General features: G+C 32.8%; 22 protein-coding genes. 12 read left to right on the top strand and 10 right to left on the bottom strand.

The genetic code is table 11. The features are described from left to right. Window position 1 precedes the first annotated feature (1 nt). Complete coding sequence (locus tag M2651_RS01020; RefSeq protein ID WP_252130465.1) at window positions 2-610, bottom strand: hypothetical protein; 609 nt, start codon at window positions 608-610, stop codon at window positions 2-4. A 50-nt stretch (window positions 611-660) separates the two neighbouring features. Then, window positions 661-2,130, bottom strand: coding sequence for a TolB family protein (locus M2651_RS01015; RefSeq protein WP_252130464.1), 1,470 nt, complete (start codon window positions 2,128-2,130; stop codon window positions 661-663). A gap of 184 nt (window positions 2,131-2,314) precedes the next feature. On the opposite strand from M2651_RS01015, the gene M2651_RS01010 reads away from it, so the two are divergent. From M2651_RS01010 to M2651_RS01000, 3 genes are read left to right on the top strand one after another with little or no spacing between them, the layout of a single operon-like run. Further along, on the top strand, window positions 2,315-2,803 hold the full coding sequence (locus M2651_RS01010; protein ID WP_252130463.1) for a DUF3794 domain-containing protein: 489 nt from the start codon (window positions 2,315-2,317) through the stop codon (window positions 2,801-2,803). Between the two features lie 18 nt (window positions 2,804-2,821). Beyond that, window positions 2,822-3,346 (top strand): hypothetical protein, encoded by a 525-nt coding sequence (locus M2651_RS01005; protein WP_252130462.1) that lies wholly within the window; start codon window positions 2,822-2,824, stop codon window positions 3,344-3,346. A 23-nt stretch (window positions 3,347-3,369) separates the two neighbouring features. Beyond that, window positions 3,370-3,849 carry a DUF3794 domain-containing protein gene (locus M2651_RS01000; RefSeq protein WP_252130461.1) on the top strand — a complete coding sequence of 160 codons (480 nt, stop codon included), beginning with the start codon at window positions 3,370-3,372 and terminating at the stop codon, window positions 3,847-3,849. A gap of 55 nt (window positions 3,850-3,904) precedes the next feature. Here M2651_RS01000 and M2651_RS00995 read toward each other — a convergent pair whose 3' ends face one another. The 4 genes from M2651_RS00995 to M2651_RS00980 all read right to left on the bottom strand — a co-directional run bounded on the left by M2651_RS00995 (window position 3,905) and on the right by M2651_RS00980 (window position 11,121). Continuing rightward, window positions 3,905-9,457 (bottom strand): DUF7507 domain-containing protein, encoded by a 5,553-nt coding sequence (locus tag M2651_RS00995; RefSeq protein ID WP_252130460.1) that lies wholly within the window; start codon window positions 9,455-9,457, stop codon window positions 3,905-3,907. Between the two features lie 28 nt (window positions 9,458-9,485). Then, window positions 9,486-9,992 carry a hypothetical protein gene (locus tag M2651_RS00990; RefSeq protein ID WP_252130459.1) on the bottom strand — a complete coding sequence of 169 codons (507 nt, stop codon included), beginning with the start codon at window positions 9,990-9,992 and terminating at the stop codon, window positions 9,486-9,488. A 16-nt stretch (window positions 9,993-10,008) separates the two neighbouring features. Then, a complete protein-coding gene (locus M2651_RS00985) occupies window positions 10,009-10,491 on the bottom strand; it encodes a DUF3794 domain-containing protein (RefSeq protein WP_252130458.1) in 483 nt (160 codons plus the stop codon). Between the two features lie 180 nt (window positions 10,492-10,671). Continuing rightward, the gene (locus M2651_RS00980) at window positions 10,672-11,121 is read right to left on the bottom strand and encodes a carboxypeptidase regulatory-like domain-containing protein (protein WP_252130457.1); all 450 of its coding nucleotides are present in this window, start codon (window positions 11,119-11,121) and stop codon (window positions 10,672-10,674) included. Window positions 11,122-11,326: 205 nt separating this feature from the next. Between M2651_RS00980 and M2651_RS00975 the strand changes: the two genes are divergently transcribed. Together M2651_RS00975 and M2651_RS00970 are read left to right on the top strand one after the other, a co-directional pair. Continuing rightward, window positions 11,327-11,554, top strand: a complete 228-nt coding sequence (locus M2651_RS00975; protein ID WP_252130456.1) for a DUF1659 domain-containing protein — start codon at window positions 11,327-11,329, stop codon at window positions 11,552-11,554. 56 nt (window positions 11,555-11,610) lie between these two features. Further along, the gene (locus M2651_RS00970; protein WP_252130455.1) at window positions 11,611-11,829 is read left to right on the top strand and encodes a DUF2922 domain-containing protein; all 219 of its coding nucleotides are present in this window, start codon (window positions 11,611-11,613) and stop codon (window positions 11,827-11,829) included. Window positions 11,830-11,933: 104 nt separating this feature from the next. Here M2651_RS00970 and M2651_RS00965 read toward each other — a convergent pair whose 3' ends face one another. The 3 genes from M2651_RS00965 to murC form a co-directional block, all read right to left on the bottom strand. Further along, a complete protein-coding gene (locus M2651_RS00965) occupies window positions 11,934-13,880 on the bottom strand; it encodes an NAD(P)/FAD-dependent oxidoreductase (protein ID WP_252130454.1) in 1,947 nt (648 codons plus the stop codon). 239 nt (window positions 13,881-14,119) lie between these two features. Further along, window positions 14,120-15,487 carry a PucR family transcriptional regulator gene (locus M2651_RS00960; RefSeq protein WP_252130453.1) on the bottom strand — a complete coding sequence of 456 codons (1,368 nt, stop codon included), beginning with the start codon at window positions 15,485-15,487 and terminating at the stop codon, window positions 14,120-14,122. Window positions 15,488-15,798: 311 nt separating this feature from the next. Beyond that, window positions 15,799-17,175: a UDP-N-acetylmuramate--L-alanine ligase gene (gene murC / locus M2651_RS00955; RefSeq protein WP_252130452.1), complete on the bottom strand. Its 1,377-nt coding sequence runs from the start codon at window positions 17,173-17,175 to the stop codon at window positions 15,799-15,801. 211 nt (window positions 17,176-17,386) lie between these two features. Between murC and purR the strand changes: the two genes are divergently transcribed. The 7 genes from purR to M2651_RS00920 all read left to right on the top strand — a co-directional run bounded on the left by purR (window position 17,387) and on the right by M2651_RS00920 (window position 24,762). After that, a complete protein-coding gene (gene purR / locus M2651_RS00950) occupies window positions 17,387-18,193 on the top strand; it encodes a pur operon repressor (RefSeq protein ID WP_252130451.1) in 807 nt (268 codons plus the stop codon). 110 nt (window positions 18,194-18,303) lie between these two features. Then, a complete protein-coding gene (gene spoVG, locus M2651_RS00945) occupies window positions 18,304-18,588 on the top strand; it encodes a septation regulator SpoVG (protein ID WP_252130450.1) in 285 nt (94 codons plus the stop codon). A 162-nt stretch (window positions 18,589-18,750) separates the two neighbouring features. Beyond that, a complete protein-coding gene (gene glmU, locus M2651_RS00940; protein ID WP_252130449.1) occupies window positions 18,751-20,124 on the top strand; it encodes a bifunctional UDP-N-acetylglucosamine diphosphorylase/glucosamine-1-phosphate N-acetyltransferase GlmU in 1,374 nt (457 codons plus the stop codon). Between the two features lie 46 nt (window positions 20,125-20,170). Further along, window positions 20,171-21,133: a ribose-phosphate diphosphokinase gene (locus tag M2651_RS00935; RefSeq protein ID WP_252130448.1), complete on the top strand. Its 963-nt coding sequence runs from the start codon at window positions 20,171-20,173 to the stop codon at window positions 21,131-21,133. Window positions 21,134-21,306: 173 nt separating this feature from the next. Next, entirely contained in the window at window positions 21,307-21,993 is a 687-nt protein-coding gene (locus M2651_RS00930) for a response regulator transcription factor (protein ID WP_252130447.1), read from the top strand. After that, window positions 21,994-23,430, top strand: coding sequence for a sensor histidine kinase (locus M2651_RS00925; RefSeq protein WP_252130446.1), 1,437 nt, complete (start codon window positions 21,994-21,996; stop codon window positions 23,428-23,430). A gap of 84 nt (window positions 23,431-23,514) precedes the next feature. Further along, window positions 23,515-24,762 carry a S1C family serine protease gene (locus M2651_RS00920; protein WP_252130445.1) on the top strand — a complete coding sequence of 416 codons (1,248 nt, stop codon included), beginning with the start codon at window positions 23,515-23,517 and terminating at the stop codon, window positions 24,760-24,762. 31 nt (window positions 24,763-24,793) lie between these two features. On the opposite strand, the gene M2651_RS00915 is transcribed toward M2651_RS00920, so the two are convergent. Continuing rightward, a complete protein-coding gene (locus M2651_RS00915) occupies window positions 24,794-25,864 on the bottom strand; it encodes a branched-chain amino acid aminotransferase (protein WP_252130444.1) in 1,071 nt (356 codons plus the stop codon). Between the last annotated feature and the right edge of the window lie 179 nt (window positions 25,865-26,043).

Genomic DNA, 26,043 nt, shown 5'->3' with positions numbered 1-26,043 from the left:
CCTATAGATATTCAGCATCTATATCAATAAGGTTATTTTTAAAAGTTATGTTTTTTTCAACTGTTTCGTTAAAATCACGCTTTATATCTTTTGAAATAGACATTTCACTGAGTATCTGTTCTTTTAGTTCTTCTTTTTTATTTTTATAAGCTTCATTTTCATTTCTTCGTACGTCTCCAAAATAGTGAATATCCAATATATAAATTATATGGCAGTACAATATTTTATAATTGAGTAATTCAAAATATGTATCTGCAATATAAAGATTTATTTTTTCTGTTTCAATGGCACTACTTTCTATATCAAAAAATAAATTAAAAGGAGAGTTTAATTCTATTACTCCCATATTATTATCCATATCATAATAAGCAATTTTAAATTTTTTAAAACCATCTATAACCACAATTCTGTTTAAAGGTGTATTTATAACTCTTGTATCTTTTATTTCAGCATGAACAATTATTTGATATATATTTTTAATTTTAATATTACTATCAATAAGTAAATTTTCAGTTTCTGAGGCTTCTATATGTTGTCCATTTATTCGATCTGGAAGTTCATTTTCAGGAGTTATTCCTATAATATCTATACAATTTCTTACAACACCCATCTTACCCCTTCTTTTTCATAAAAATTACGTATATTATTAAGCTTGTAATATTATGATATTTTCGTACGGCAGCATAACTTAATATTATTAGCTTTAGTATTTGAAATTTGGTCTTTTATTTTATCGCAAATATATGCAAAATAAACATTATAATATTCCATTTCATTACTTGAAAAGTATATGCCTGAAGAATCTAAGTTCCAATCATAATCACTTATGTTTATTCCGCATTCATTTTCTGTTAAATTGATAATGTGGTTTTTTAATAAGTCATAGATATAAATATCAACTTTTCCGAAATTTTCTCCAATAAAAGAAATATATCTGTTATTTAAAGAAATTTTTATATTTTTAATTTTCAATTTTAATTTAGATAGGTGCAGACAAACACTGTAATTATATATTAAGTCTACTAAAAAAATTTCATCTCTGTTATCTTCGCAGCCTAACATATATTCTTTTTTATTTTCATTTTCATCCTTCTTTCTGCAAACAACTGTAATTCTTGAGCTGTTATTTTCCCAGCAGAAATCCTTAATGTAACCTAAGTTTTCAATTTTTCTGATTCCTAAGCCGTTTTTTTTCATTACATATAAGCTTCTCTCGTTATTTACTACCCTTATGAATGCAATTTGTTCACCGTTAAAAGAAACTTTAGGTTTAATACTCATGCATCCTGCCGATCCATAAGTAAGCTGCTTCCATTCTAATGTATTTAAATTTATAGTGAAAATATCTTTATTTCCGTTAAAATAAGCTGTAAATAATATATCAGTACTATTTTTCTGCCAGGAAAAACTGCTTATAAACTTGAACAAATCTGTATCAGTTACAGGATATGTAGTATTTCCTTTAATATCTGAGATGCATAAAAAGCTTGAATCCTTCTGCTGACATATATAGGCAATCTTTTGCCCACAGGGAGACCACTGAGGCATAATTATTTTTCCTTTATTAAAAGATGTAATTTTTCTTTTTTTAGTTCCGTCTTTAAAGGTTATAAATAATTCACTTCTATGACAATTATAATCCTCTATATAACAGAGCATATAACTGGGGATTATTTCTGCTTTAATAAACAAAGCTACAGTTTTATATATATGTCTATTATCAATTTTAGAAGCTGATGCATTTTCTACTTCAATAGAAACTTTAATATATTTATTGTTTAATAAATACTCTATACTTGTTCCGTATATAAATTCCGGCACAATAATCATTATACTTTTATAACAGTCATTTTCAATTACATGTACTGATTGAACAGTAGTTTTTGAAATATACATTACCTTTTGTCTCATTTTTATTTCAACAGATAATTTTTTGCCTGTTAATCTTTCGCCTTCTACGGAACAGCCTATGGGAGTATCGATAATTCTTAAAGAAATTATTTGAGGATCAACTATAATAGAAGCTATATCTTCAATATCAAGCTTTTGCTCTGGAACAGCAATATTCTCTTCACATAAAAATTGTGTAAAAAATAATTGTTTTTTATTGCAGCTTCTTTTATGATTCATAACAGGTTTTCCTCCTAAAATAATACTACAGCCCTCTTACAAAAATATTCATAGAGGAATTTAAATATTACTGAATTAACTGAATAAAAAATAATTTATATTGTTATAAGAACAGTAATTTTTTTATATAAACTTTACATATATTTATAAAGTGAAAATCATTAAAACTCTTAAGGAGGCTTGTATGGCAAGTATCGTAAAAAACCTTATAGAGTATGTGGGTATTGTATCCCCTGCTCAACTTCCAACTTTAACTAATCCAGATGCATTTAAAGAATTTGTTGTGGAAGAAAAATTAACAATACCAGAAGCAAAACCGGATATTGAACAGATCGTAAGAGTAATGGCTGAAGCAACTATCACAAGTTTAAAGGTAATAAAAACACCAGCTGCAACCTCAATTGGAGGTCAGGTTTTAACAGGATGGAAAGTAATAGTAGAAGGATTTATAAATCAAAAGATAGAATATGTTGCAGATGAGCCTACTCAATCAGTTCATGCTGCTCATTTTAAAGTGCCTTTCAGTACATTTATTGTATTACCTCCTGATCCAACATTCACCAAAGATATGGTAGTAAATGTAATTCCGTATATAGAAGATATTTATGCTAAGCAACTAGATAAAAGACACATATTTAAAAATGTCACCTTACTGCTTCATGCAATTTATTAAAAATAGGAGGTGTAATATATGGCAAATATAGTTCGTGAAAATGTTGAAGGTATTGGTGTTTATGAAGATATAGAAAATATTCCGTTAGCTGATGGTGATACATTTATCGAAATAGCTGTTCCCGAAACTGTTGTAATACCATCTGCAAAACCAGATATGGAAGAATTACTTTCTGTTATGGTTGATGCTAAAGTAGTATCTGTAAGAGTTATTGATACTCCTGCACCTACTACAACTCCTTCTGCTGAAGGACAAATACTTACTGGCAAAAAATTAAGCGTTGAATTAGAGCTTCAGCAAAAAGTTAAATATATAGCTGACGAACCGACTCAATCAGTTCATGCTGCTCATTTTAATAAATTAGTTAATAGTATTTTACTAGTAGCTCCAGCAGCCGTAAACAGTATACCTATTGAAACATTATTAATGCAGGGTAAGGTTATTGTTACACCTTATATTGAAGACATATATGGTGAAAAACTTGATAATAGAACAATTTTCAAAAATATTACCTTATTGATAGTTGTAAAATTTGCTGTATAGCATAATGTTTTAAGGAGGTTATTATGGGAAGTATCGTTAAAGGTTTAATAGATTACTCAGGCATAGCAATTAAAAGTGATTTTCCGATTAATCCAAGATCCTTTAAACAATTTACTGTTCAAGAGGATCTTGAAATACCAAGTGCTAAGCCTGATATTGAACAAATTGTAAGGGTCATTGCACAGGTAGTTATAACTAATACAAGAGTTATTGTAACACCTGTTTCAACGTCCTATGAAGGTCAGATTCTTACAGGCAGAAAACTAATTGTTGAAGGTGAACTTGTTCAAAAAATAGAATATGTAGCAGATGAACCAGCCCAAAGTGTTCATGCAGCTCATTTTACAGTTCCTTTTAGCACATATATTGTATTAGACAGCAGTTATACCGATGGAGATATTGTAACGGTTGTTCCTTATATTGAAGATATCTACGTTCAACAAATTGATAAGAGAAAATTATTCAAGAATGTTGCATTATTTTTACATGCAGTGATAAGTTAATAGTACTTACTAATAAAAAAAGGGATTTCTAAGAAAGTTAGAAATCCCTTTAACATTAACAATCTAGTTTTCCTTGAAGCATTAAAGTAACATTTTTAAAGATTGTTCGCTTATTAATAAGTCGAACGAATACATCTTCAATAATCCCTTCAACCTTTATACGCTGACACTTTTTATAGTCTTTAGAAAGTACTAAGAAAGTGCTGAAAGGTATATCAAATTCTGCTGCGTGTACTGATTGAGCAGGTTCATCGGCAATATAAACTATTTTTTGTTTAAGCTTGCCTTCTACAATTAATTTCCATCCTGTTAACTGCTGACCTTCATAGGAGGTAACTACAGGAGTTTTAATTACATTAGTATAGGTTATTACAACATCAGCTATGACTTCCAGTATCTCCTCTACATCAGGTTTTACATCTGGAATAGTTAAATTTTCATCTACACTTATTTGTTTAAAGGCTTTTACTCCTACATAGGTTACAGCTTCATTGCTTTCAATTGTTAAACTTCTCTGTGTTTCAATTATAAAAGTACCCTTTATCAAAGCTATATTAACTAATTTTGGAGGACATGGTTTTGATACTATCTGAACCTTGAATGTTATTGTCTTTGATTCACCTGGTGCTATACTGCCGAGATTAATATTTTGTACTGGTTGATTTCCTACTAGTATTGTACCTTCCGGTATTACGTCATTAAAAATAACATTATCTATAGTTATATTTCCAGTATTTTTTATAACTACAGTATAGGTTAAAAAATCTCCAACTTCAGCTTCAGTTTTATCAACTGTTTTAACAGCTTCTAACTGAACTTTTACTAAATCTGTTTCTACTTTATTACTATTTACAGGGTCTCTTGGCTGCAGCTGTCCATCTAATTCAACATCAAAGGTTACTAAGGCTACGTTTTCTGCTATAGGTTCTTTTGGCGGATTTGGGATAGCTGCAACTTTTACATTAAACTTGATAGTAACTATTTCACCTGGTGCTATAGTACCAATAACTGTACCTGCATCTAAAGTAGAATTAACTTGACTTCCGTTTACTGTAAAACTTCCGTCTACGAACTCTGTACCTTCAGGAACATTATCACTAAATACTACATTTTTTGCTGCTGTATTTCCGTTGTTTATTATTAGCACTGTATAGTGTAGTATATCACCTATAGTAGCTATACTTTCCTCTACGGATTTTATTACATCTATTTTTATTAATTTAACTTCCGTAGTTACTTCATCAGTTACAGGAACTCCTTCTCTTATTGGTCCGCCTGGGAATAAACTATAAGAAGGTACTGCACTAGCTGCATTAGTTATTTCTTGTGGTGCTGGTGGACTTGGTAAAGTTAAGATTTTAACCTTATAGCTGAATATTACTGAAGATTGAGGCTGTATATTATTTATATCTAAATCTATTAAATTACTATCGGGTAAAGTGTTATTAATTATTGTTGCACTTCCGCTTATTAAATTAAAGCTTCCAGTTACATATTGAGTAACTGCTGGCAGTGTATCTGTAAATTTAATATTAACAGGTACTGTAGATTTATTACTTATTGTAACTGTATAGGTTAAATTTTGTCCTACTTCTACATAATTACTGTTTGATGTTTTTAGAAGCTCAACTTTTATTTCCTGAATAATTGTACTAACAATATTACTTGGTATATTGGTTTTACTTAAAGCAGGTGGCAGCTGAGGGTCTAAACTGTATTTAAAGTTTCCATAAGCTATATTATCTACTTTACCTGATGGCGGTCTGCTGATTACTTTTGCGTTAAATTGTATAATAACTGCATTAGGATTTGCTCTTATAATATTAACTTTTATATAACTTGGGTCTGTTCCTGTTATTGTATCTCCTGCCTGCTGTGGTGTAACTATTAAACTTCCTGGTACAAACTGCAAAAAAGGAGATAATATATCAGTAATTTCCACATCGTAAGCATTAACAGTACCTGTATTTTTAACAGTTAGAGTATAAGATAAAATATCTCCTGTTTCAGCATATTGATTTGAAACAGTTTTTAATATTTCTATTTTTGCAATTTCTACTTTAGTATTTACCTGATTACTATTTACTGGTCCTGCGGGCTGACCGGGTCCTGGTTCATTTGGATTTAACTTAAAGTTATAGGTTACTGACCCTGTATCTGGTATATTTACAGAGGCTATAAGGTTAGGATTTATTCTAATCTTAAAACTAACTACAACTTGACTATTATTAGGAATAGTTCCTATGAAAGCCCCTGGGAATTGAACAGGATTTTCTTCAGGGTTAAGTGAAAATGAACCTGAAACAAAGGTAGTATCTGCAGGCAGTGGATCATATAGATAAACATTTGTTATGGGAACACTGCTTTGGTTGTTAATTGTAAAGGTGTAGGTTACTTCTTCTCCAGGCTCTGCGAAAGTTTTGTTAACTGCCTTTGTTAAGCTGACCTTTATTTCTTCTACGTTTAGGGTAAAGCTGTCTTGCATTTGCTCAGTGTAAGTTTCTTGTCCTACTTGATAAGCAAAACTTACTGTAACTGTATTATCTATTTTTTTATCTGGCGGTAATGCTGTAATTAATACATTATAGCTTATTGTTGTTGACTGGCCAGGCTGTAAAATTATATTTAAAGGCATATTAGTTGCACTTGGAGTTGTAAATCCTATTTGCTGTATAACATCTGTAAGGTTTGTAAGAGTTACAGGCACATTACCTGTATTAGTAATATCTACTTTATATGGTATCGTATCGCCTACTTTTGCAAAAATTATATTTCCTTCAGTTCCTTTATCTACAGTAATTATACCTTGTATAACATTTGTTGTTTCACTATCTGATACTGGTGGTTTTTCTACTCCATCTACTGTATAAATTGCGCTAATATTATTTGTTATTGTGTATGGAGCAGGGGGGAGCGTGTTAACTGCAACTGTTATAGTAACATTTGCTGTGGCATTTACTGGAATAGAAGCTACTTGCAGTGTTATTATCTGACCTACTTGACTTATAAATGTGGCACCAGTTGAACTAATATAATTTGTTCCATTTGGTATAGTATCTACTAATTTTACATTAGTAAGTGGTACTTTACCATTGTTAGTTAAAGTTATTGTATAGGTTAAATTTTCGCCGAGCCTTACGAAAGCAGGGGCAGCTTTTATAAGCTGCAGGGAAGCTATATTAGTTTCCACAGTATTGCTATTTACACCGGTTATTGTTCCAGTGTCTGGAGATTCTATTATATAAGTGTAATCAACGGTAGCATGATTTTGTACTGGATTTGGTGGTATTGAGTTAACCTGAACATTAAACTCCACAGTTATTTTGTCAGTAAAAGTTCCTGGAGTTGCTCCTACAGGCTCTAAATCTCCAGTTACTATAACTTCTATTCTTCCAGGGGAAGGTGCAGCTATATATTGTGCTGTTATATTAGGAGTTGGAGATATATTTTCAGTTGTAACATTGAGAGTTCCTGGTATATAACTGGTTCCTGTTGGGATTAAATCCGTAAGTTTTACTTCTTTTATTAATGTGTTTCCTGTATTGGTTATATCTATTTTATATTTTAATATATCACCTATAGCTGCATTTGTTTTATCAACACTTTTAATAGCAGAAATATCGGGTAATACTATATTAGTTATAGCTCTATTACTATTTGGTGATGTTAATGGCACATCCGGGTCTGGAAACCTGTTTACATAATTAACTTGTGCTACATTTATAATTTCATCTGGTGGTACAACAACATTTCCTTTATGGGCAGCATTAACAGTTACTGTAAGCACATTATTTGGTGCATTTTGTGCTGGAGGTATAACTACAGCTTGTGGATCTGGTGTCGTTTTAAATACTATTTTCTTATTTATAGTATCAATTGATGCTGGTGTTGGTATTACATTGATTAATCCAAAATTAAAATAATCAAATAAATTTGGATCTACAAGTTCTATATCATAGGCTGGCTGATCGCCGCTATTTGTAATAGTATAAGTGAATACTACACTGTCACCGGATTCTATAAATGTTTCAAAGTTTCCGTTAACCCTTTTTTCTACACTTAAAAATGGCGAGTTAGATGGTACAATTGTTAAAGCGCTGCAGGCATTTAGTTCATAAGGATTTTGACCTGTAGCAAAAATTTCATCTCCATAAGTTGCCGAAAAGGTTATAGGAAATGTACCAGGGCTGCCAGGAGTATAATTAAGAACGTCAAAGGTTATTGCTTGACCTCCATCTAAAGTTATATTGCTCCAAGTTATAGTATCTCCAATAATACTAGTTGGTGCTATGCTGAAATTACTTGGGATCATTCCTGAAAGTAAATTAATAGAAATAGTTGCATTTTTAGCTTGAGCTCCACCTAAATTTTTAATTGTAAAAGTTAAATTGTTTGAAGCTCCCGCATTTATAGAATTAGGATTTATTATTAAATCTATAAATGGTTTTGTCACTGACAAAAATATAGAATTTAACACAAATTTAGTATACATGTTTTCTGGATTGCCAGTATATGGAGTACTATTTGTATATTGATGTCCCCCTTCATATATTACTGCTCCTGCTCCAGCAGTACCTGGATAAACTGTGCTTCCTTGATACTTACCGCCCACCATAAAATCATACTGTATAGCATTTCTTATAAAATATGCAAAAATTTTAGTTAGGGTTTTGTAAGTTGTTAAACTGTTCTGCCAAGTCTGTACGCTTCCTCCAGGTAAAGCTTGTGGATTAGTTGTAGAAACAGCTTGAAGAAGAGGATTAGTAGCTTCTGCTGTATTTATAAAGAAACTTGTACCTTGATTAACTGCGTTAATCCCGCTGATAGTTAAAAATTTTGCATTATTTTCAATTGCTTCTATTGAAGCACACATTGAGTGCAAAACTCCACCAAGTCTTATAAATTGATCCAAGTTTGGCAAAGTTGCCGGCAAATCAGTCCAAGTTTTTTCATCTGTATGAGGGGATATAAATATATCATATCCTAGCTTCCTGCAAATTGATTGTACTGTGCCACGAAAGAAAGCTCCGGTATTTATTTCATTAGATGTTAATACACTTGTATTGGTAGAAGTCCATACAGGTGCTGCTCCATAAGCTCCAGATAGTACATAGTAATCAGGTAGTCCTGCAGCATTTAAATAAGCTCTAACGATGCTATTATTAGTATCTTCAACTGCTATTCTTGGTGGTCTTATTAATTTTGCTGCTGTGTCTATTGTTACCTGGTCAACAAGTTCGTGGATAGTTACTACTGGAGTGTTGTTAGTATTCCAGGTGTTTATAAGAGTTTTTACATAAGCTAAATCATCAGATTGTATAATAAAGGGGCCTCCGCTGTATTGACGTGCTGCAACAGGATCTGATGTGTTGTATCCTTTAGTAGTTGCAGTAAAATCAACAGTTGTCAGTGTTGTTTTAGTAGGATTTATTGCCCAGTAAACATATATAGGTTTATAATTAACATTGGTATTTATTATATTTTCGTAAAGCAGCCTGAAAATTAATCCATAAGCTTTATACATACCATTATTTTGGAAAGCTGAATCCATTGGTACGATTAAAGTTGTGGCAGGTAAAAATGTCACTGGTACTGGTGTATAGGACATTTTATTTTTCCTCCTTTCTTATCTTACTTTAATTAGTACATGTAAAAGTTACATCAATAAACAAAGTAATATTTTTAAAAATGGTTCTATTATCTTTTTGCTCTGCATATATATCTTCTATATATGGGGAAACTCTAACCTTACCTGCTTTTAATAAAGTATCTATTGAAAAATTGTCAATATATTTTGGGACAATTATAAAGACACTTCTCATAACCTCTTCATAATGAGCTGCATGTACTGGCTGGGAAACCTCATCAGCTACATAAACTATTTTTTCTTTAAGCTTTAATTCCAAAATAAGTTTTTTACCGCTTAACATTTCACCTTCATAGGATTTTAAGCAAGGGGTATCAACTAATCTCATAGACATAATTTCCGGTTCAACAAGCACTTCAACTAATTGCTCTATATTTGGTTTTTGAGAAGGAATTTTAATTATTTCAGGTATTGATATTTCAGTAAAATATTTTGGTTTATCTGGCAATGCCTTTGCTACCCCTGCAGTTTTTACGGGCTGGTCATTATTAGCCATCATTTTACCTCCTTTGCTATAAAATTCTAGCTACCAGTAATATTGTTATATTTTTAAATATCTGTCTTTTTCCTATTTTCTCTGCATAAATATCTTCAATATATCCTTCCATATTAACGCACTGTCCTTCTTCAAAATCTGGAGGAAGAACTACAAAATTACTGAAAGGCACATCAAAATGTGCACCATGGACGCTTTGAGCAGGTTTATCCGCCACATATTGTACTGTCTGCTTTAATTCACCTTCTATAATTACTTTCCAGCCTGTCAAAACCTGTTCGCTAAGAGATATTGCTGCTGGTGTTTTTATTACTTTTGTGCTTGTTATAATAAGTTCAGATTTCACTTTTACAAGCTGTTCTATATCTGGCTTTTCAGCAGGAATATCTAAAGTTTCCTGAACATTAAATTCTTTTATCGGTGCAAATTTTTCTGAAAACTGAGGCAAAAAGTCTGAAATTCCGTCTAATTCAATGAGGTTTTTTACAATACTTGCCATGATATCACTTCCTTATTTATTTCATAAAGAGTTCATTAAATAAATCTTATCCTGTTATACAGTATATTCTTAGTAAGGTAATGTGTGTTTCACAGGCATATGAAACAAAGATAAATAAAAACAAGGCCGTTAATAATTTTTAACAACCTTGTTTTTAAAAATTATCCTTATTTAATTTATCTATAATTCATCATCATTAAGAGACATTCTGATTTGTATTTGTTCCTCATGTTCCTCTTCATTATGTGTTCTATAATTATGATTACAATCATGGTCATCATTAGGATTTTCAATGCAGTTATCATTACATTCTTCTGGTTTAATAACAAGTTCTCTAGTTTTTACATGATTAATCCATACTTTAATTACATATTTTACATGAGGGCAGAGAGGTCCAAATAAAAATTGTCCGTGTTCATCGGTGAAGGTATGAGTTATAGGTTCTAACCGTTTAGGATCATGACTGCTCATTTTTAATAGTTTTACAACTGCATCCTTTTTAGGTCTATTACATTCGTCTAGTACAACACCATGAATTACACTTCGAGGCTCCTTAGGAACTTTTATTATGGCATCTATTTGTTCATTTTCCTCTGGCACAACATTGAATTTTACTAATTTATATCCCATGAAACTCCTCCAAATATATTTGATTACTCTTTCTTAAACATTATATGTTTAAGAAATAAAAAAATGTCATTAACTTATAAAAAAACAGGTCTTGCTCTGAAAATGTTTTTTAAAAATTTAAATAAATAAGGTGAATTTTCAAATTACTGCATATTTAATTAATGCAAGGGCAAAACAGCCCGAATTATTGAAAGGAGCTGATAATATGGCAGTTAATTCAACAAAGGTGCAAAGCACCATGGTAATCAAGTTTAAAGCTGGAACAGACATCAATGGAAATGACATATTTAAAAATCAGAGGTTTTCAAAGGTAAAGGTTACTGCAGATGATGAAAGTATTTTAAATGTAGGAACTCAACTAGGCACACTTCTTAAATATCCTTTAGTTGAGGTAATAAGAGAAGACCAGAATCTTGTAGAAGCAGCTGAATAGTAAATAATCATTTTAAGCTGGAAAATGTAAATATTTATTAATGGGGAGGTTTTATAATGGATAGAAGTTTAGTAATGAGCTTTATGAATGAAGCTGGAAGAAAAGTTTCCATAAGACTGGATGGAATAGGGGATACAGTAACTCAGGAACAGGTTTCTTTAGTTATGGATGCTATAATAGCAAATAACATATTTGAATCCACTGGAGGAGATTTGAAGGTTAAGGACTCAGCACAGATAGTTTTAAAGGATGTTGAAGTGCTTCAGGTTAAATAATTAAGATTTAAGGGTGTAGAAGTAAATTCTACGCCCTTTGTTAGATTTAGAATACAAGAAAAACCAGCTCTTAGGATAAATATCCTTGAGCTGGTGTAAATAAATTATTCTATTGAATCAGCTGCAAAGAAGCCGGCTCTTATTGCGTTGCCTACCTTGCCTACATTTGTACAGTCGCCTATCATTCTTGTTTTTAGTACAAAGCGGTCACGGATGGCTGCAGCACTGTCTGTGTTTGGTTTCATGCCGAAGGCAGCAACCATTGTATCTCCTTTTATTGTAACTTCTTTTCCGTCTTTTGTTTCTGCAATGATACCGTCAGGGGTTATAGCAAGAACCTTATGGCCCGTCAGTTGTTTTACACCATATTCATTTAATTTGTTGAATAAGGATATGGAATTAATAAACATAAGATCCTTGGCAAGAGAATCCATCATTTCAACTATAGTTACATTCTTGCCCTCCATTGCAAGCTCTAGTGCGCTGTCGCATCCAGAAAGGCCACCGCCCATCATAATGATGTTTTCGCCTTTTACTTTGCTTTTATCCATATGGGCTGTTAAAACATCTAAAACATTAGCTCCATCAATTCCAGGAATAGGAGGAATAATTGGCGAGGCACCTATGCCTACTAAAATATTATCAGCAGCTGCAAGCTCAGGAGTATCTGCTGTAACTTCAACATTGAGTCTAATGTCTACGTTTAATTTGTTCAGCTGAACTTCATACCAAGTGATGAGTTTTCGAAGCTGGGTTTTAAATGCAGGTGTTGCTGCTGCAGCTATTTGGCCTCCTAAAATATTATTCTTTTCAAATAAAGTAACCTTGTGACCTTTTATAGCGGCTACCCTTGCTGCTTCCAGACCAGCCGGACCTCCGCCTATAACTACAACATTCTTTGAAGATTTTGCATCTTTTATAGTAAAGCGTACCTCATTACAAGCTCTTGGATTTACTGAGCAGCTAAGCTTAGTTAAACGGTTAACAATTCTGCCTATACATTCTTCATTGCAGCGGATGCATGGGCGGACATCTTCCGCTCTGCCTTCCATAAGTTTATTAGGCATATCTGGATCAGCAATAAGTTGACGGCCGAACATTACAAAATCAAGGTTACCTGATTCTATTGCTTTAAGAGCTGTTTCAGGTGTATAGTTTCCTGTATTTAGTATAGGTATGGATACAGCCTTTCTTGCTGGTTCACACACATAATTCATGCAGGCATCTCCAAGATAAGTTGGTGGGAATATATAGTCAATAGTTTCATAGGCGCCTGCATCTATATCTATTGCATCCACACCAGCATCCTCTAATATTTTGAGCATTGCCATACTTTCTTCTAAGGTTCTTCCTCCGTTGAAGCGATGGTCACAGGATATTCTAAACAGGATAGGCATGTCAGGACCTACAGCACTGCGGATGGATTGTACTATTTCTACTGCAAAGCGCATTCGTTTCTCTAATGTACCGCCATATTCATCCTGACGCTTATTCCAGATAGGAGACATAAACTGGTCGATTAAATATCCTGCATGACCGTGGATTTCTATGGCATCAAAACCTGCTGCTTTTACTAAACTGGCTGATGATGCAAATTGTTTCATGATAACTTTAATATCTTCTACTGACAGAGGACGGCAAAGTACATCAGGGTTGAACTGAGATGGGATTGGTGAAGCTGATACTGGCGGTTCTCCAAACATATTTGGGAATGCATTACGGCCGGTACCACAGCTTAATTGAGCAACAATTTTAGCACCATAGCGTTGAACAGCTTCACATAAATCTGTTAATCTTGGGATTACATAATTTTTTTCTAATACACCTTCCATTGAACCCTGAGCTAGTTCAGCGGTGAGGAACTGGCAGCCCATTATTATCATGCCGACGCCGCCTTTGGCTCTTTCTTCAAAATAGTCAATTTCATCTACAGAAATAGTACCATCAATATGAGCAGAGTTTGTTCCCATAGGTGACATGACAATACGATTTTTAACTTCCATCTTACCGATTTTAAAGGGAGTAAATAGCTTTTCGAATTTGTTTTCCATGAAAAATACCTCCATATTAAATAAATTAATGTAAGAGTTACATTAATTTATGGCTTAAACCATTTGTTATTAATGCAACAAGATTGATGTTTTTTTAACAATTTTATTTTAGCATAATGGTAAATGGAGGTCATTATGCAGGTTTTTAGAAAATTATTAAATTATATTGTGAATTTTGCACTGAAGTATAAAAAGGAAAAACAGCAAACTCCACATAACGTACCGGAATTTACTGGCTGCTATAAACGCCCTGAATACTTAAGTATTTTGTAAGAGACAAAAATATGCATAAGCAAATCATTATTATTAAGATCAATACCTGAAATCTCCTGTATTTTAGCAATTCTGTAGCTCATGGTGTTTCGATGTATAAAAAGGGAGTCGGCAGCAGAAATTAGGTTTCTGGCATTTACTATATAGGTATATAAACTTTTTACATAATCAGTTTTATGTTTGTTGTCATATTCAAGTAGCTGAAGAAGTGCAGGATGACAGAATCTAGCAATGTTTTCATAATGATTTAATATATTAATCATGTGGTAAAGTGAATAATCGTCATAAACATACAGTACATCATTTTTGTTTATTCTTAATCCAATATCTATAGATGAAATGGACTGCTTGTAATATTCCTTTAAGTCTGTGATTTTGTTAAAACATTGACTTAGTCCAGCGCTCATATTATTTTTTCTTAAGAAACTAATGAGAGGCTGAAAATCTGACTTTGTTAAACTTTTTTCTTTGCTGCAGCCAAGTATAATAACAATACGGTTATCGTAAATAACTGCATTTTCTCCTTCCATCATTTTGCCTAAAGAGTCTCTTATATATGGAATTAATGTAAAGCTGTTTTCTAAACCACCTATATCTATAGATAGTACGTATAACTTATCTTTTATTTTCCATTCAAAGTGATTTATCCTTTCTTGAATTAAATTTTCATTTTGATTTATGCCATTTAGTAAATCGGTTATCAAATTTTCATATATAACTGCTTTTGTGTTTAAAAAATGACTGTTTTTCTGCATTTCAGAAGAAATTACATCGCATATGAAGGCGGTTATTTCGATATCGCTTTCAGTGAAGGGTTTATTATGCTCTAATACAGCCAAATGTCCAACTATTTTATTGTCTATTGTTATCTTTGCCAGTATTCTTCTCTTTTTTTCAGCTGCTCCTGCATCGGCTATAAATGGGGTGCCGCTTTTTATTTCCTGCTCAATTAGTTCCTTGAATTTATAACGTGTAGCAAAGTCGTAGGAGCAGTAGCCTTTGGCTACTAGTTCGTTCCATGCTGGATCATCCACTTCCTCATTTTTGGAATGGGCTAACAGTCTGTAGTTGGTATCTCCAAGCATAATAGGGTTACCTAGGAGTTGATAGCCGATTTCGATTATATACTGAAGCCCTCGTCCCTCTATTATTGAGTTTAGTAAGGCAGCAGAACTTAGGATAAACCTCTGTTTATCTAATAATATATCCTGAATTTCATTTAAAAGTTCTGCTGTATCTGCTGAACTTTTTACTTGAAGGAGATTGACACAGGTATTTTTTACAACTTGTTCAGGAAGATTGCAATCTTTAATACATAACAGGTTTATATTCATATTCTCCGGCAGTCTGCACGGCAGGTCGGATAAATTACCAACATATAAAATGTCCTGCTGAAAGTCATCTTGTGTTTTTTTAAATATTTTACCGCCCTTATGGAAGCATTGCTGTAATTAATAAAAGATGAGGGCAGCAGTTTATGTTTAAGTTTTTCATACAGTATATTAATTTCTAAATTCAATAAAGTCACCACCTGCAATTAGTATTTAAACAAATCTTTTTATAATGGTATTGTACATTAGATAAGTTTGATATAACAGTTTATAAATAGTAAAAGGGACTGTTGACAGCCCCTTTTTAATATTAATTATTCAGCTAAATACATTTCACCAATCTTGTAAACATCTCCTGCGCCTACAGTAAGAAGTAAGTCTCCATTTTCAAGCACAGTATTTAAATAACTCACTATGTCCTCGAAACCGTGGAAGTTTTTACAGTTTTGTCCAAGTTCTCTGATTTTATCTCCAAGCATATCTGAGCTAACTGCTTTTGTAAACTTCTCTCTGGCAGCATAAATATCTGCCAGGATAACTTCATCAGCGTTAGAAAAAGAGTGCACAAAATTATCAAAGAGTGTTAGAGTTCTTGTGTAGGTATGCGGCTGAAATACGCAGTATATTTTTTTGTGAGGATAATTTTTAGCTGCCTCTAAGGTAGCTTTAATTTCTGTTGGGTGGTGAGCGTAGTCATCTACTACTGTTACTCCATTTTTTACACCTTTAATTTCAAATCTTCTGTGAGTACCAAAGAAATTTGCCAGCCCTTCAACTATATTTTTGTAATCTACATTAAGACTTAAGGCAACGCATATACTTGCCAGACCATTAAGCACATTGTGCTTTCCTGGTACATTTAAATTGGCTGTAAATAATTTTTCTTCATTTTTATAAACATCAAAAATAGCACAGCCTCTGTCATTGAAATTTATGTTCTTAGCCCTTATATCTCCTTCATTAATTCCATATGTTAATACATTACATTTTGCAGATTTTATTACTTTCTTTAATTTTTCATCCTCGCTATAAGCAATTAAATATCCGTCCTCTGGAATTAATTTCACAAATTCTGTAAAAGTATCTTGTATGTGATCTATATTTCTATAAAAGTCTAAATGATCCGCTTCTATGTTTAATATAACTCCTATATAAGGAAAGAATTTTAAAAAGGATGCTTTATATTCGCAGGCTTCTGTTATAAAATATTCACTTTTTCCTGTCTTTACATTTCCGTCTATTATGTCAAGTTCTCCACCTACAAGTATGGTAGGGTCTAAATCTGCATTTAAAAATATGTGTGAAACCATAGAGGTTGTAGTAGTTTTACCATGGGTTCCTGATATTGCTACATTATACTTGTGTCCCTTCATTATTTTGCCTAGAAATTCTGCTCTGTCCATAGTAGGAATATTCAGTTCTTTAGCTCTTATAAGTTCTGGATTGTCCTCTGAAACAGCGGCAGTATACACAACTAAATCAGAACCTTCTACATTTTTGCTAGCATGACCTATGAAAATCTCAGCACCATGCTTGCCTAATTTTTCAGTAAGAAGTGAGGATTTCATATCTGAACCGGAGACTCTATAATTATTTTCCAGTAGTATTTCTGCAAGGCCGCTCATGCTAATGCCGCCTATGCCTATAAAATGTATTTTTTTATGTTTATCTTTTATAAAATCGAAAGACAAATTATCAACTCCTTAAAAACCACTCTATTATATCATTATATACAAATTTCATAAAAAGCAACACTTGTTACGAATATTTATTTGAAATTCAGTTAAGTATTTACTAAAACTGTTGATAATGTTCGTAAAATAGAATAAAATATGAATAATAGAATTTAACATACAAGAAAATATTCGTGTTAATTAAAAGTTTAAATAAAAGGTGATGCATATGGAAAAATTTAGCAGAAATATGAGGATATCAGCTATAAGTAAAATGCTTACAGAAAATCCTAATAAGGTTATAAATTTAAATACTTTTACAGAAAAATTCAATGCAGCAAAGTCTACAGTCAGTGAAGATATACTGGTTATAAAGGATACATTAAGCAGACTTAATTTAGGAAGAGTAGAAACAGTAGCTGGTGCTGCCGGCGGAGTTAAGTATGTATGCGGTATTTCAGAGGAAGACAGAAGGGAATTTGCAGAACAATTATGTACTATTCTTAGAGAAGAAGACAGAATTATACCTGGTAATTATATATATATGACAGATATAATGTACAACCCTGAGATAATAAGTAAGGCAGGATTGATTCTAGCAACTGCTTTTAACGATAGAGTTGTAGATTATATAGTAACCGTTGAAACAAAGGGAATACCTCTTGCCTATGAAGTAGCTAAGATGCTTGGGGTTCAGCTTGTTATAGTGAGAAGAGATAATAAGGTTACAGAAGGTACTACTGTAAGTATAAATTATGTTACGGGTTCAAGTAAAAGAATTCAGACTATGTCTCTTTCAAGAAAAGCATTAAAAAGCGGAAGCAGCTGCATTTTTATAGATGATTTTATGAAAGCAGGGGGAACAGCTTTAGGCATAGTGAATATGCTTAAGGAATTTGACAGCAAACTTGTAGGTATAGGAGTAATGATTGAAGATGTAGAAACACCTAAGAAACTGATTGAGGATTATATTTCTATAGTGAAGTTTAAGGGAGTCAGTGAAGAAGGTATTGCAGTAGTTTCTCCGTCGAAATAGTTTAAATAGTGAAATATTCAAAAAAGTATTAAATATTTTGAAAAATAAGCAGGAGAAATAAAAAATATGTAGAATACTATTATGTATGAGCATCGTGGAGGTGGTTTTATATGCAAATTACAGATGTAAGAGTTAGAAAAGTTGCAGCTGAGGGTAAAATGAAAGCTATTGTTTCAGTAACTTTTGACAATGAATTTGTTGTTCATGATATAAAGGTTATTGAAGGTCAAAATGGGCTTTTCATTGCTATGCCAAGCAGAAAGACTCCAGATGGAGAATTCAAGGACATAGCTCACCCAATCAATACTCAAACTAGAGAGAAGATTCAGCAGGCTATATTAGATGAGTATGAAAAAGTAAAAAATGATGAATCAACAATTTCTCAAGAGGAATAAATAAAAGGGGGTTTTATACTCCTTTTTATTTTTTGCTGCAAATTGTTTTGTAAGGTTGCAAAATAATATTATATAAAATATAATAAAAGAGGCGTTTTTATGTTATACGAATAAAAATATAAAGTAGCCTATTTTTGTCTGTGTATGGAGAGTGATGTTATAGTGTATAAGTGTGCTGCTATACTGGCTGCAGGTGAAGGAAAGAGAATGAAATCTGATACACCTAAGGTTCTTCACAAGGTATGCGGGAAAGAAATGGTAAACCATGTTATTGACATAATGAGAAAAGCTGGAATTGAAGATGTTAATGTAATAGTTGGAAAAGGTGCAGAGAAGGTTAAGGAAGGAACAAAAGACAGAAATGTCAGCTATTCTTTTCAAGAAGCACAGCTTGGCACAGGTCATGCAGTTAAGTCTGCAAAAGACTTTTTAAGCAGCAAAAGCGGAACAGTAGCAATATTTACGGGAGATGCTCCTTTAATAAAAGAAGAAACAGTAAAAGAATTTATTGCTTTTCATGAAAATGGAGGCTTTAAAGCTACTATACTTACTTCGGTTATAGATGATGCTGCACATTATGGAAGAGTTATAAGAGACGAAAACGGTGATGTATTAAAAATAGTTGAAGCTAAAGACTGTAATGAAGAAGAGTTAAAGGTTCAAGAAATAAATGCAGGAATGTATTGTTTTGATATAGAGTTACTATTAGAAAGCTTGGAAAAGCTGACTAACAATAATGCTCAGGGAGAATACTACATAACTGATGTTATAGGCATTTTAAAAAGTGAAGGCTTTAAAGTTGGTGCAATGATTACTGACTATGAAGAAACTATAGGTGTAAATTCCAGAGTTGAGCTTGCTGAGGCTGAGGCAATACTTAGAGACAGAATAAACAGAAAGCACATGGAAAATGGAGTTACTATTATAGATCCAAAGAGTACGTACATAGGAAGCGATGTAGAAATAGGCAGAGATACTATTATATATCCAGGAAACGTAATAGAAGGTAAAACAGTTATTAAAGAAAATTGTACTCTTTATCCTAATTCAAGAATAGCTGACAGTACTATAGAAGCAGGAGTAGACATTCAAAGTTCAGTTATAATAGAAAGCTATATTGGAGAAGGAACTACCGTAGGTCCTTTTGCATATATAAGGCCTGAAACTAATATTGGTAAAAATGCTAGAATAGGTGACTTTGTTGAGATTAAAAAATCTACAATAGGTGATAATACTAAGGTATCACATTTGACTTATATAGGTGATGCTGAAGTTGGAAGCGGATGCAATTTTGGCTGTGGGACTGTTGTGGTAAATTATGACGGAAAGAAGAAGTATAAGACTAAAATAGGAAACAATGTTTTTATAGGCTGCAATACAAATTTAGTTGCACCTGTTGAGGTAAAAGATAATGCATACACAGCTGCTGGTTCTACTATAACATCAGAGGTTCCAGAAGATTCCCTTGCTGTAGCCAGAGCTAAGCAGGTTAACATAGAAGGCTGGGTAGTTAAAAAAGGATTAAAGAAAAAATAACAGCTACTTAAAATAAATAGCGGTGCTTTTATAAGGAGGAAAACTGATGATAACTCATGGTAAAGACATTAAGATTTTTACAGGAAATTCCCATAAAAATCTGGCAAAGGAAATTGCTGATATATTAGGTGTGTCTGTTGGTCAGTCTAATGTAGGAAAGTTCAGCGATGGAGAAATATCTGTTGATATTAATGAAACTGTAAGAGGTTCCGATGTATTTGTTGTGCAATCAACTAATGCTCCGGTAAATGATAACCTTATGGAGCTTTTAATTATGATGGATGCATTTAAGAGAGCTTCTGCAGGAAGAATTACTGCTGTTATACCATATTACGGCTACGCAAGACAGGACAGAAAGGCAAAAGCTAGAGATCCAATTACTGCAAAGCTTGTTGCTGATATATTAACAGCAGCAGGAGCAGACAGAGTACTTACTATGGATTTACACGCTGCTCAGATTCAAGGTTACTTTAATATACCAGTGGATCATCTTTTAGGTGCTCCAATACTTGCAAAATACTTTATTGATAAAGGTTTCCATGAAAGAGAAGATGTAGTTGTTGTATCTCCTGACCTTGGAAGCGTTACAAGAGCTAGAAAATTTGCAGACAGACTTCATGCTCCAATAGCTATAATTGACAAGAGAAGACCTAAGGCAAATGTTTCAGAGATTATGAATGTTATCGGAGATGTTAAAGATAAAATTGTTATTCTTATAGACGACGTAATAGATACAGCAGGAACTATATGTAATGCAGCTAATGCTTTAGCAGATATGGGGGCTAAAGAAGTTTACGCCTGCTGTACTCATTCAGTACTGTCAGGACCTGCTATAGAAAGAATTGAAAAGTCTGCCATAAAAGAATTAACAATGTTAAATACTATTAATCTTCCACAGGAAAAAAAGCTTGATAAGTTTAAAATTCTTTCAGTTGCTCCAGTATTTGCTGATGCAATAAGAAGAATTTATGAAGATATGCCTGTAAGCAAACTTTTTGAAGAAGTTTAAGTAATATAAATAGAACAATAAGAATATAAAAAAGCATGCACGAAACCTTATGGTATTTGTGTGTGCTTTTTTATATTGGTAAATTATTTGTAACTTTTTAAATATACTATATTTGTAGGCAATATTTTATGATAAATTATTATTAGTAAAAAAAGATAAATTAGGAGGAAATTATGGAAGGAACTATAGGAAAAGTTTTAATTGTGGATGATGATGAAAACATTTGTGAAGTTATAAAAATGTATCTTGAAAGCTCAGGCTATGCAACAAAGCTGGCTCATGACGGAAGGTCAGCTCAGGAAGCTTTTTTAGATTATAAACCAGATTTAGTTCTTCTTGATATTATGCTACCTCATATTGATGGGATAGATGTTTTAAAATGGATTAGAAAAGACTATGAGACACCGGTTATAATGCTTACTGCAAAGGGTGAAACTTTTGATAAGGTGCTTGGACTTGAGCTTGGTGCTGATGATTATATTGTAAAGCCATTTGAACCAAAAGAGCTTTTGGCAAGAATTAAGGCGGTACTTAGAAGATACAATACAGAAAATACAAATAAAGAAGTTATAAGCTTTGAAGATTTGATCATAGATGTAAATTCCTACAACATAATTTATAAAGGACAGGAAATTAAAATGCCTCCAAAGGAATTCGAGCTTGTTTACTATCTTGCAAGCAATAAAAATAGGGTATTTACACGAGAGCAGCTTCTTTGCGAGGTTTGGGGTTATGATTACCCAGGGGATTCAAGAACTGTTGATGTGCATGTAAAAAGACTTAGAGAAAAACTTCCTGGGGGGGCTAATTGGCAGATAGAAACTGTATGGGGTGTTGGATACAAATTTGAGGTGAAATAGATGAGATTAAAACTCAAATTTAAAAAAGGTTTATTTTCGAAGATGGTATTTACTTATGTAGTTATTATTGCTCTAAGCTTTATAATAATAGCAGCATTTTTATCTGTATGGTTTGAGAAGTATTATTTTGCACAAAGAAAAGCTCAGCTGGAAAAGGAATCTACATTAATAAGACCTTATGCCATTGATTACATTAAACATGAACTTAAATACAAAGCTTCTCAAAGAGATGAGATTTTAAAGTTTTTCAGCAGTTATACAATGGCGGATATCTGGCTTGTGGACAGATACGGTTTTGTATATTCTGTATCAGATGAAAAATTTGAGAATTTAAAAGGGAGACAGGTGCTTACTAAGGGTCTGGAAGAAATGAGGTTAAATAAAATATATGAGATTAAAGGAACTTACGGTGAGATAATTCCTAAATCCTCACATATTTATGGTATACCTGTATATGATTCAGAAGCTTTTTGCGGGGCTGTAATAATGATTACACCGTTAAATGAAATACAGGAGCCTCTTACTGGTGTTTACAGGATTATATGGGCTACAGCACTTTTTGCAGTAATAATATCTTCTTTCATAATATATTATTTTTCAGAAAGAATAATTATAAAGCCTCTTGCAGCAATTAACGCAGTAGCTAAAAAGATATCCAAAGGGGAAGTAGAGAAAAGGGTAAAGATAAACTCTAATGATGAGATAGGAGAACTGGCGGAATCTTTTAATTATATGGCAGATAGTCTTGAAAAGGTTGAAAAAGCAAGGCGTGATTTTATATCTAACGTATCTCATGAAATACGTTCTCCTATAACTTCAATAAAAGGTTTTATTGGAGGAATATTAGACGGAGTTATACCTTATAATAAGGAAAAATATTATTTGTCTATAACTTACGAAGAAATCCAGAGATTAACAAGATTGGTAAACGATTTACTGGATTTGTCTGCAATTGAAGCAGGACAGTTTAGACTTAGAATTGATGAAATAGATATAAATGAAATTATAAGGGTTTCTATAATTAAGTTTGAAACAAAGATTAAAGAGAAGAAGCTGAATGTAGATGTATTATTTAATCAGGAACACCAGTATGTTGCAGGGGATAGAGACAGACTGATACAGGTTGTGACTAATTTAGTAGATAATGCTATAAAATATGTAGATGAAGGCGGAACGATTAAAATATGCACTAAGGTAAAGGGAGAAAAGGTGCTGGTTTCAGTATTTAACAGCGGGCCATTAATAGCAAAAGAGGATTTGCCGCATATATGGGATAGGTTTTATAAGGCTGATAAGTCTAGAACTTCAAAAGTAAGTACAGGTCTTGGTCTTCCTATTGTAAGAAATATATTAACTCAGCATGGGGAGGATATTTGGGTGGAAAATAAAGAAGGTGAAGGAGTGTTTTTTACCTTTACACTTAGAAGGCTTAAATAAATACTTACATTTTGTTCATATCTTTTTAAAACAGTAGGTATATAATAAAAATAGAAAAAACCATTTAACAGGAGGAAAACGTTGATGGAAAACAACGATTACAAAGAATATAAAGATGCGTCCTGGGAACTGGTAAGCCGAGATGGGCATACATTTGAAGGGACAGGAATAAAGTTCAGGAATAAAAGAAGAAACGGAGCTGTAAGAGGATTTTTTAAAGGAGTTGCATTTATATTGATTGCTGCTGTTTCAGGAGGAGCAACTGCAGCTTATATTGTAGATAAAAAGTATAGTAATTTAACCAACACTTATGTTCCAAATAATCCATCGCTGATTGAGCAGAAAAATAATAACACACCAACTGCGGAAATTCCTAAAAATGCTATAACTAAAGTTGCAGAAACGGTAGGACCAACTGTTGTAGGAATAAGTAATCAGGTGGAAAATTTTTTTGGTGAAAGGACAAATGGAAGCGGTTCAGGTATTATTTTTGACAAAGAAGGTTATATAGTTACTAACTATCATGTAATTCAAGGTGCGGCTAAGGTTACTGTTAAGCTAGCCAACTCTGATAAAGTTTTTACGGCTAAGTTTGTTGGTGCGGAACCTAATAGAGATATAGCAGTTATAAAGATAGATGCGCAAAATCTTCCTGTAGCAAAGTTTGGCGATTCTTCTAAGGTTAAGGTTGGAGACTTGGCTATAGCCATAGGCAACCCTCTTGGACAAGAGTTTGCAGGCAGCGTTACAGCTGGTATAATAAGTGCAGTAAATAGAGAAATACAAATGCAGGATTCAACTACAGGCAGAGTTGTAAAGTATAAGGTACTTCAGACAGATGCTGCAATAAATCCTGGAAATAGCGGTGGAGCATTAGTTAATGAAGCTGGTGAAATAATAGGAATAAATAGTTTAAAAATTGGTTCACAATATGGTGCAGAAGGTATGGGATTTGCAATAAATATAAATGATGCAAATGAAATTATTAAAAATATAATGGGCAACAATGAACCAATAGATATAAGTAAGGGAACTGTAGATGTTCCAAGAGTTATGCTTGGTATTTCGGGACGTACTGCTGTACTTGAGGGTAATGATAAAATCAGCGGTGTTTATGTTGATGAAGTAAGCTCTGGAACTGGAGCAGATAAGGCAGGGATTAAGCCCTCTGATATAATTACGGAAGTTGATGGTAATAAGGTGGAAAGTATTCAGGATGTGCAGGATATTTTAAGAAAATATAAGGTAGGAGATGTAGTAACCTGTAAAGTATGGAGAAATGGAAAAAACATAGATTTAAAAGTAACCTTAACTGAAAGAAAGACTGAATAAAAGGAGACTATAAAGTCTCCTTTTTTTAAAATTATTTTACTTCAGTAACCCAATTATGTATATCTTCAATTTTACCTAACTGGATACCTGTTATGTTATCATATAATTTTTGACTTAAGCTTCCAATACCGCCGTCTTGTATTACCATTACTTCATCTTTCCATCTAAGCTTTCCTACAGGAGAGATTACTGCTGCTGTACCAGTACCCCAAACTTCTTCAAGCTTTCCTGTTTTATGAGCTTCATATATTTCGTCAATTGATATTCTTCTTTCTTCTACTGGAAGTCCCCAGGATTTACATAACTTTATTACTGAATCACGAGTAACACCTGGCAGTATGCTTCCGTTTAATGCAGGAGTTATTACAACTCCGTCTATTTTAAAGAATATATTCATAGCTCCTACTTCTTCAATGTATTTTCTTTCTACACCGTCAAGCCAAAGTACTTGTGCATATCCTTCTTCGTGTGCTTTTACTTGAGCCGCCATGCTTGCTACATAGTTTCCGCCGGTTTTAGCTTCTCCTATACCGCCTTTTACAGCTCTTACATATTCGTCTTCAATCCAGATTCCTACAGGACTTAATCCGCTTGAGTAGTAAGCACCGCTTGGGGAAAGAATTATCATAAATAAATAAGTGCTGGAAGGTTTTACACCTAAAAATTCATCTGTTGCAATAATGAATGGTCTAATATATAAAGATGTACCTGGCGCTGTTGGAATCCAGTCCTCATCTACTTTTACTATTGCTTTTATAGCTTGTACATAATCTTCAACAGGTATTTCAGGAATACAAAGTCTTCTATTAGTGTTATTTGATCTTTTTGCATTCATTTCAGGACGGAACAAAAGAGTTCTGCCGTCTTCTGCTTTATAGGCTTTTAGTCCTTCAAACATTTCCTGACCATAATGATAAACCATGGTAGCAGGAGATAAGGAGATGTTTTGAAATGGTACAATGCGAGCATCATGCCAGCCTTTTCCTTCTGTATAATTCATAATAAACATATGATCTGTAAAAATTTTACCAAAACCTAAAGGCTGGTCTGCTGCAGGCTTTTGTTTTGGAGCAGTTGTTTTTACTATTTTAATATCAAGCATATAAATAAGCCTCCCTTTTTACTTAGCTATATAACTTTTTATTATTTTTATTAATGAAAAATAAAGTTTCCCCTTGCAAAGTTATATAACTGAAATTTTATTTAAATATAATTTTTTTATTTATAATACTGCATAAAACTGGATTTGTAAATAAAAAACTTAAAAAAATGTCAAGTGCC

This window comes from Clostridium caldaquaticum (genome assembly GCF_023806125.1).
GTDB lineage: Bacteria > Bacillota > Clostridia > Clostridiales > Clostridiaceae > Clostridium_AT > Clostridium_AT caldaquaticum.
Note: the sequence above shows the minus strand (reverse complement) of the source record. Positions and strands in the feature narration are given on the sequence as shown.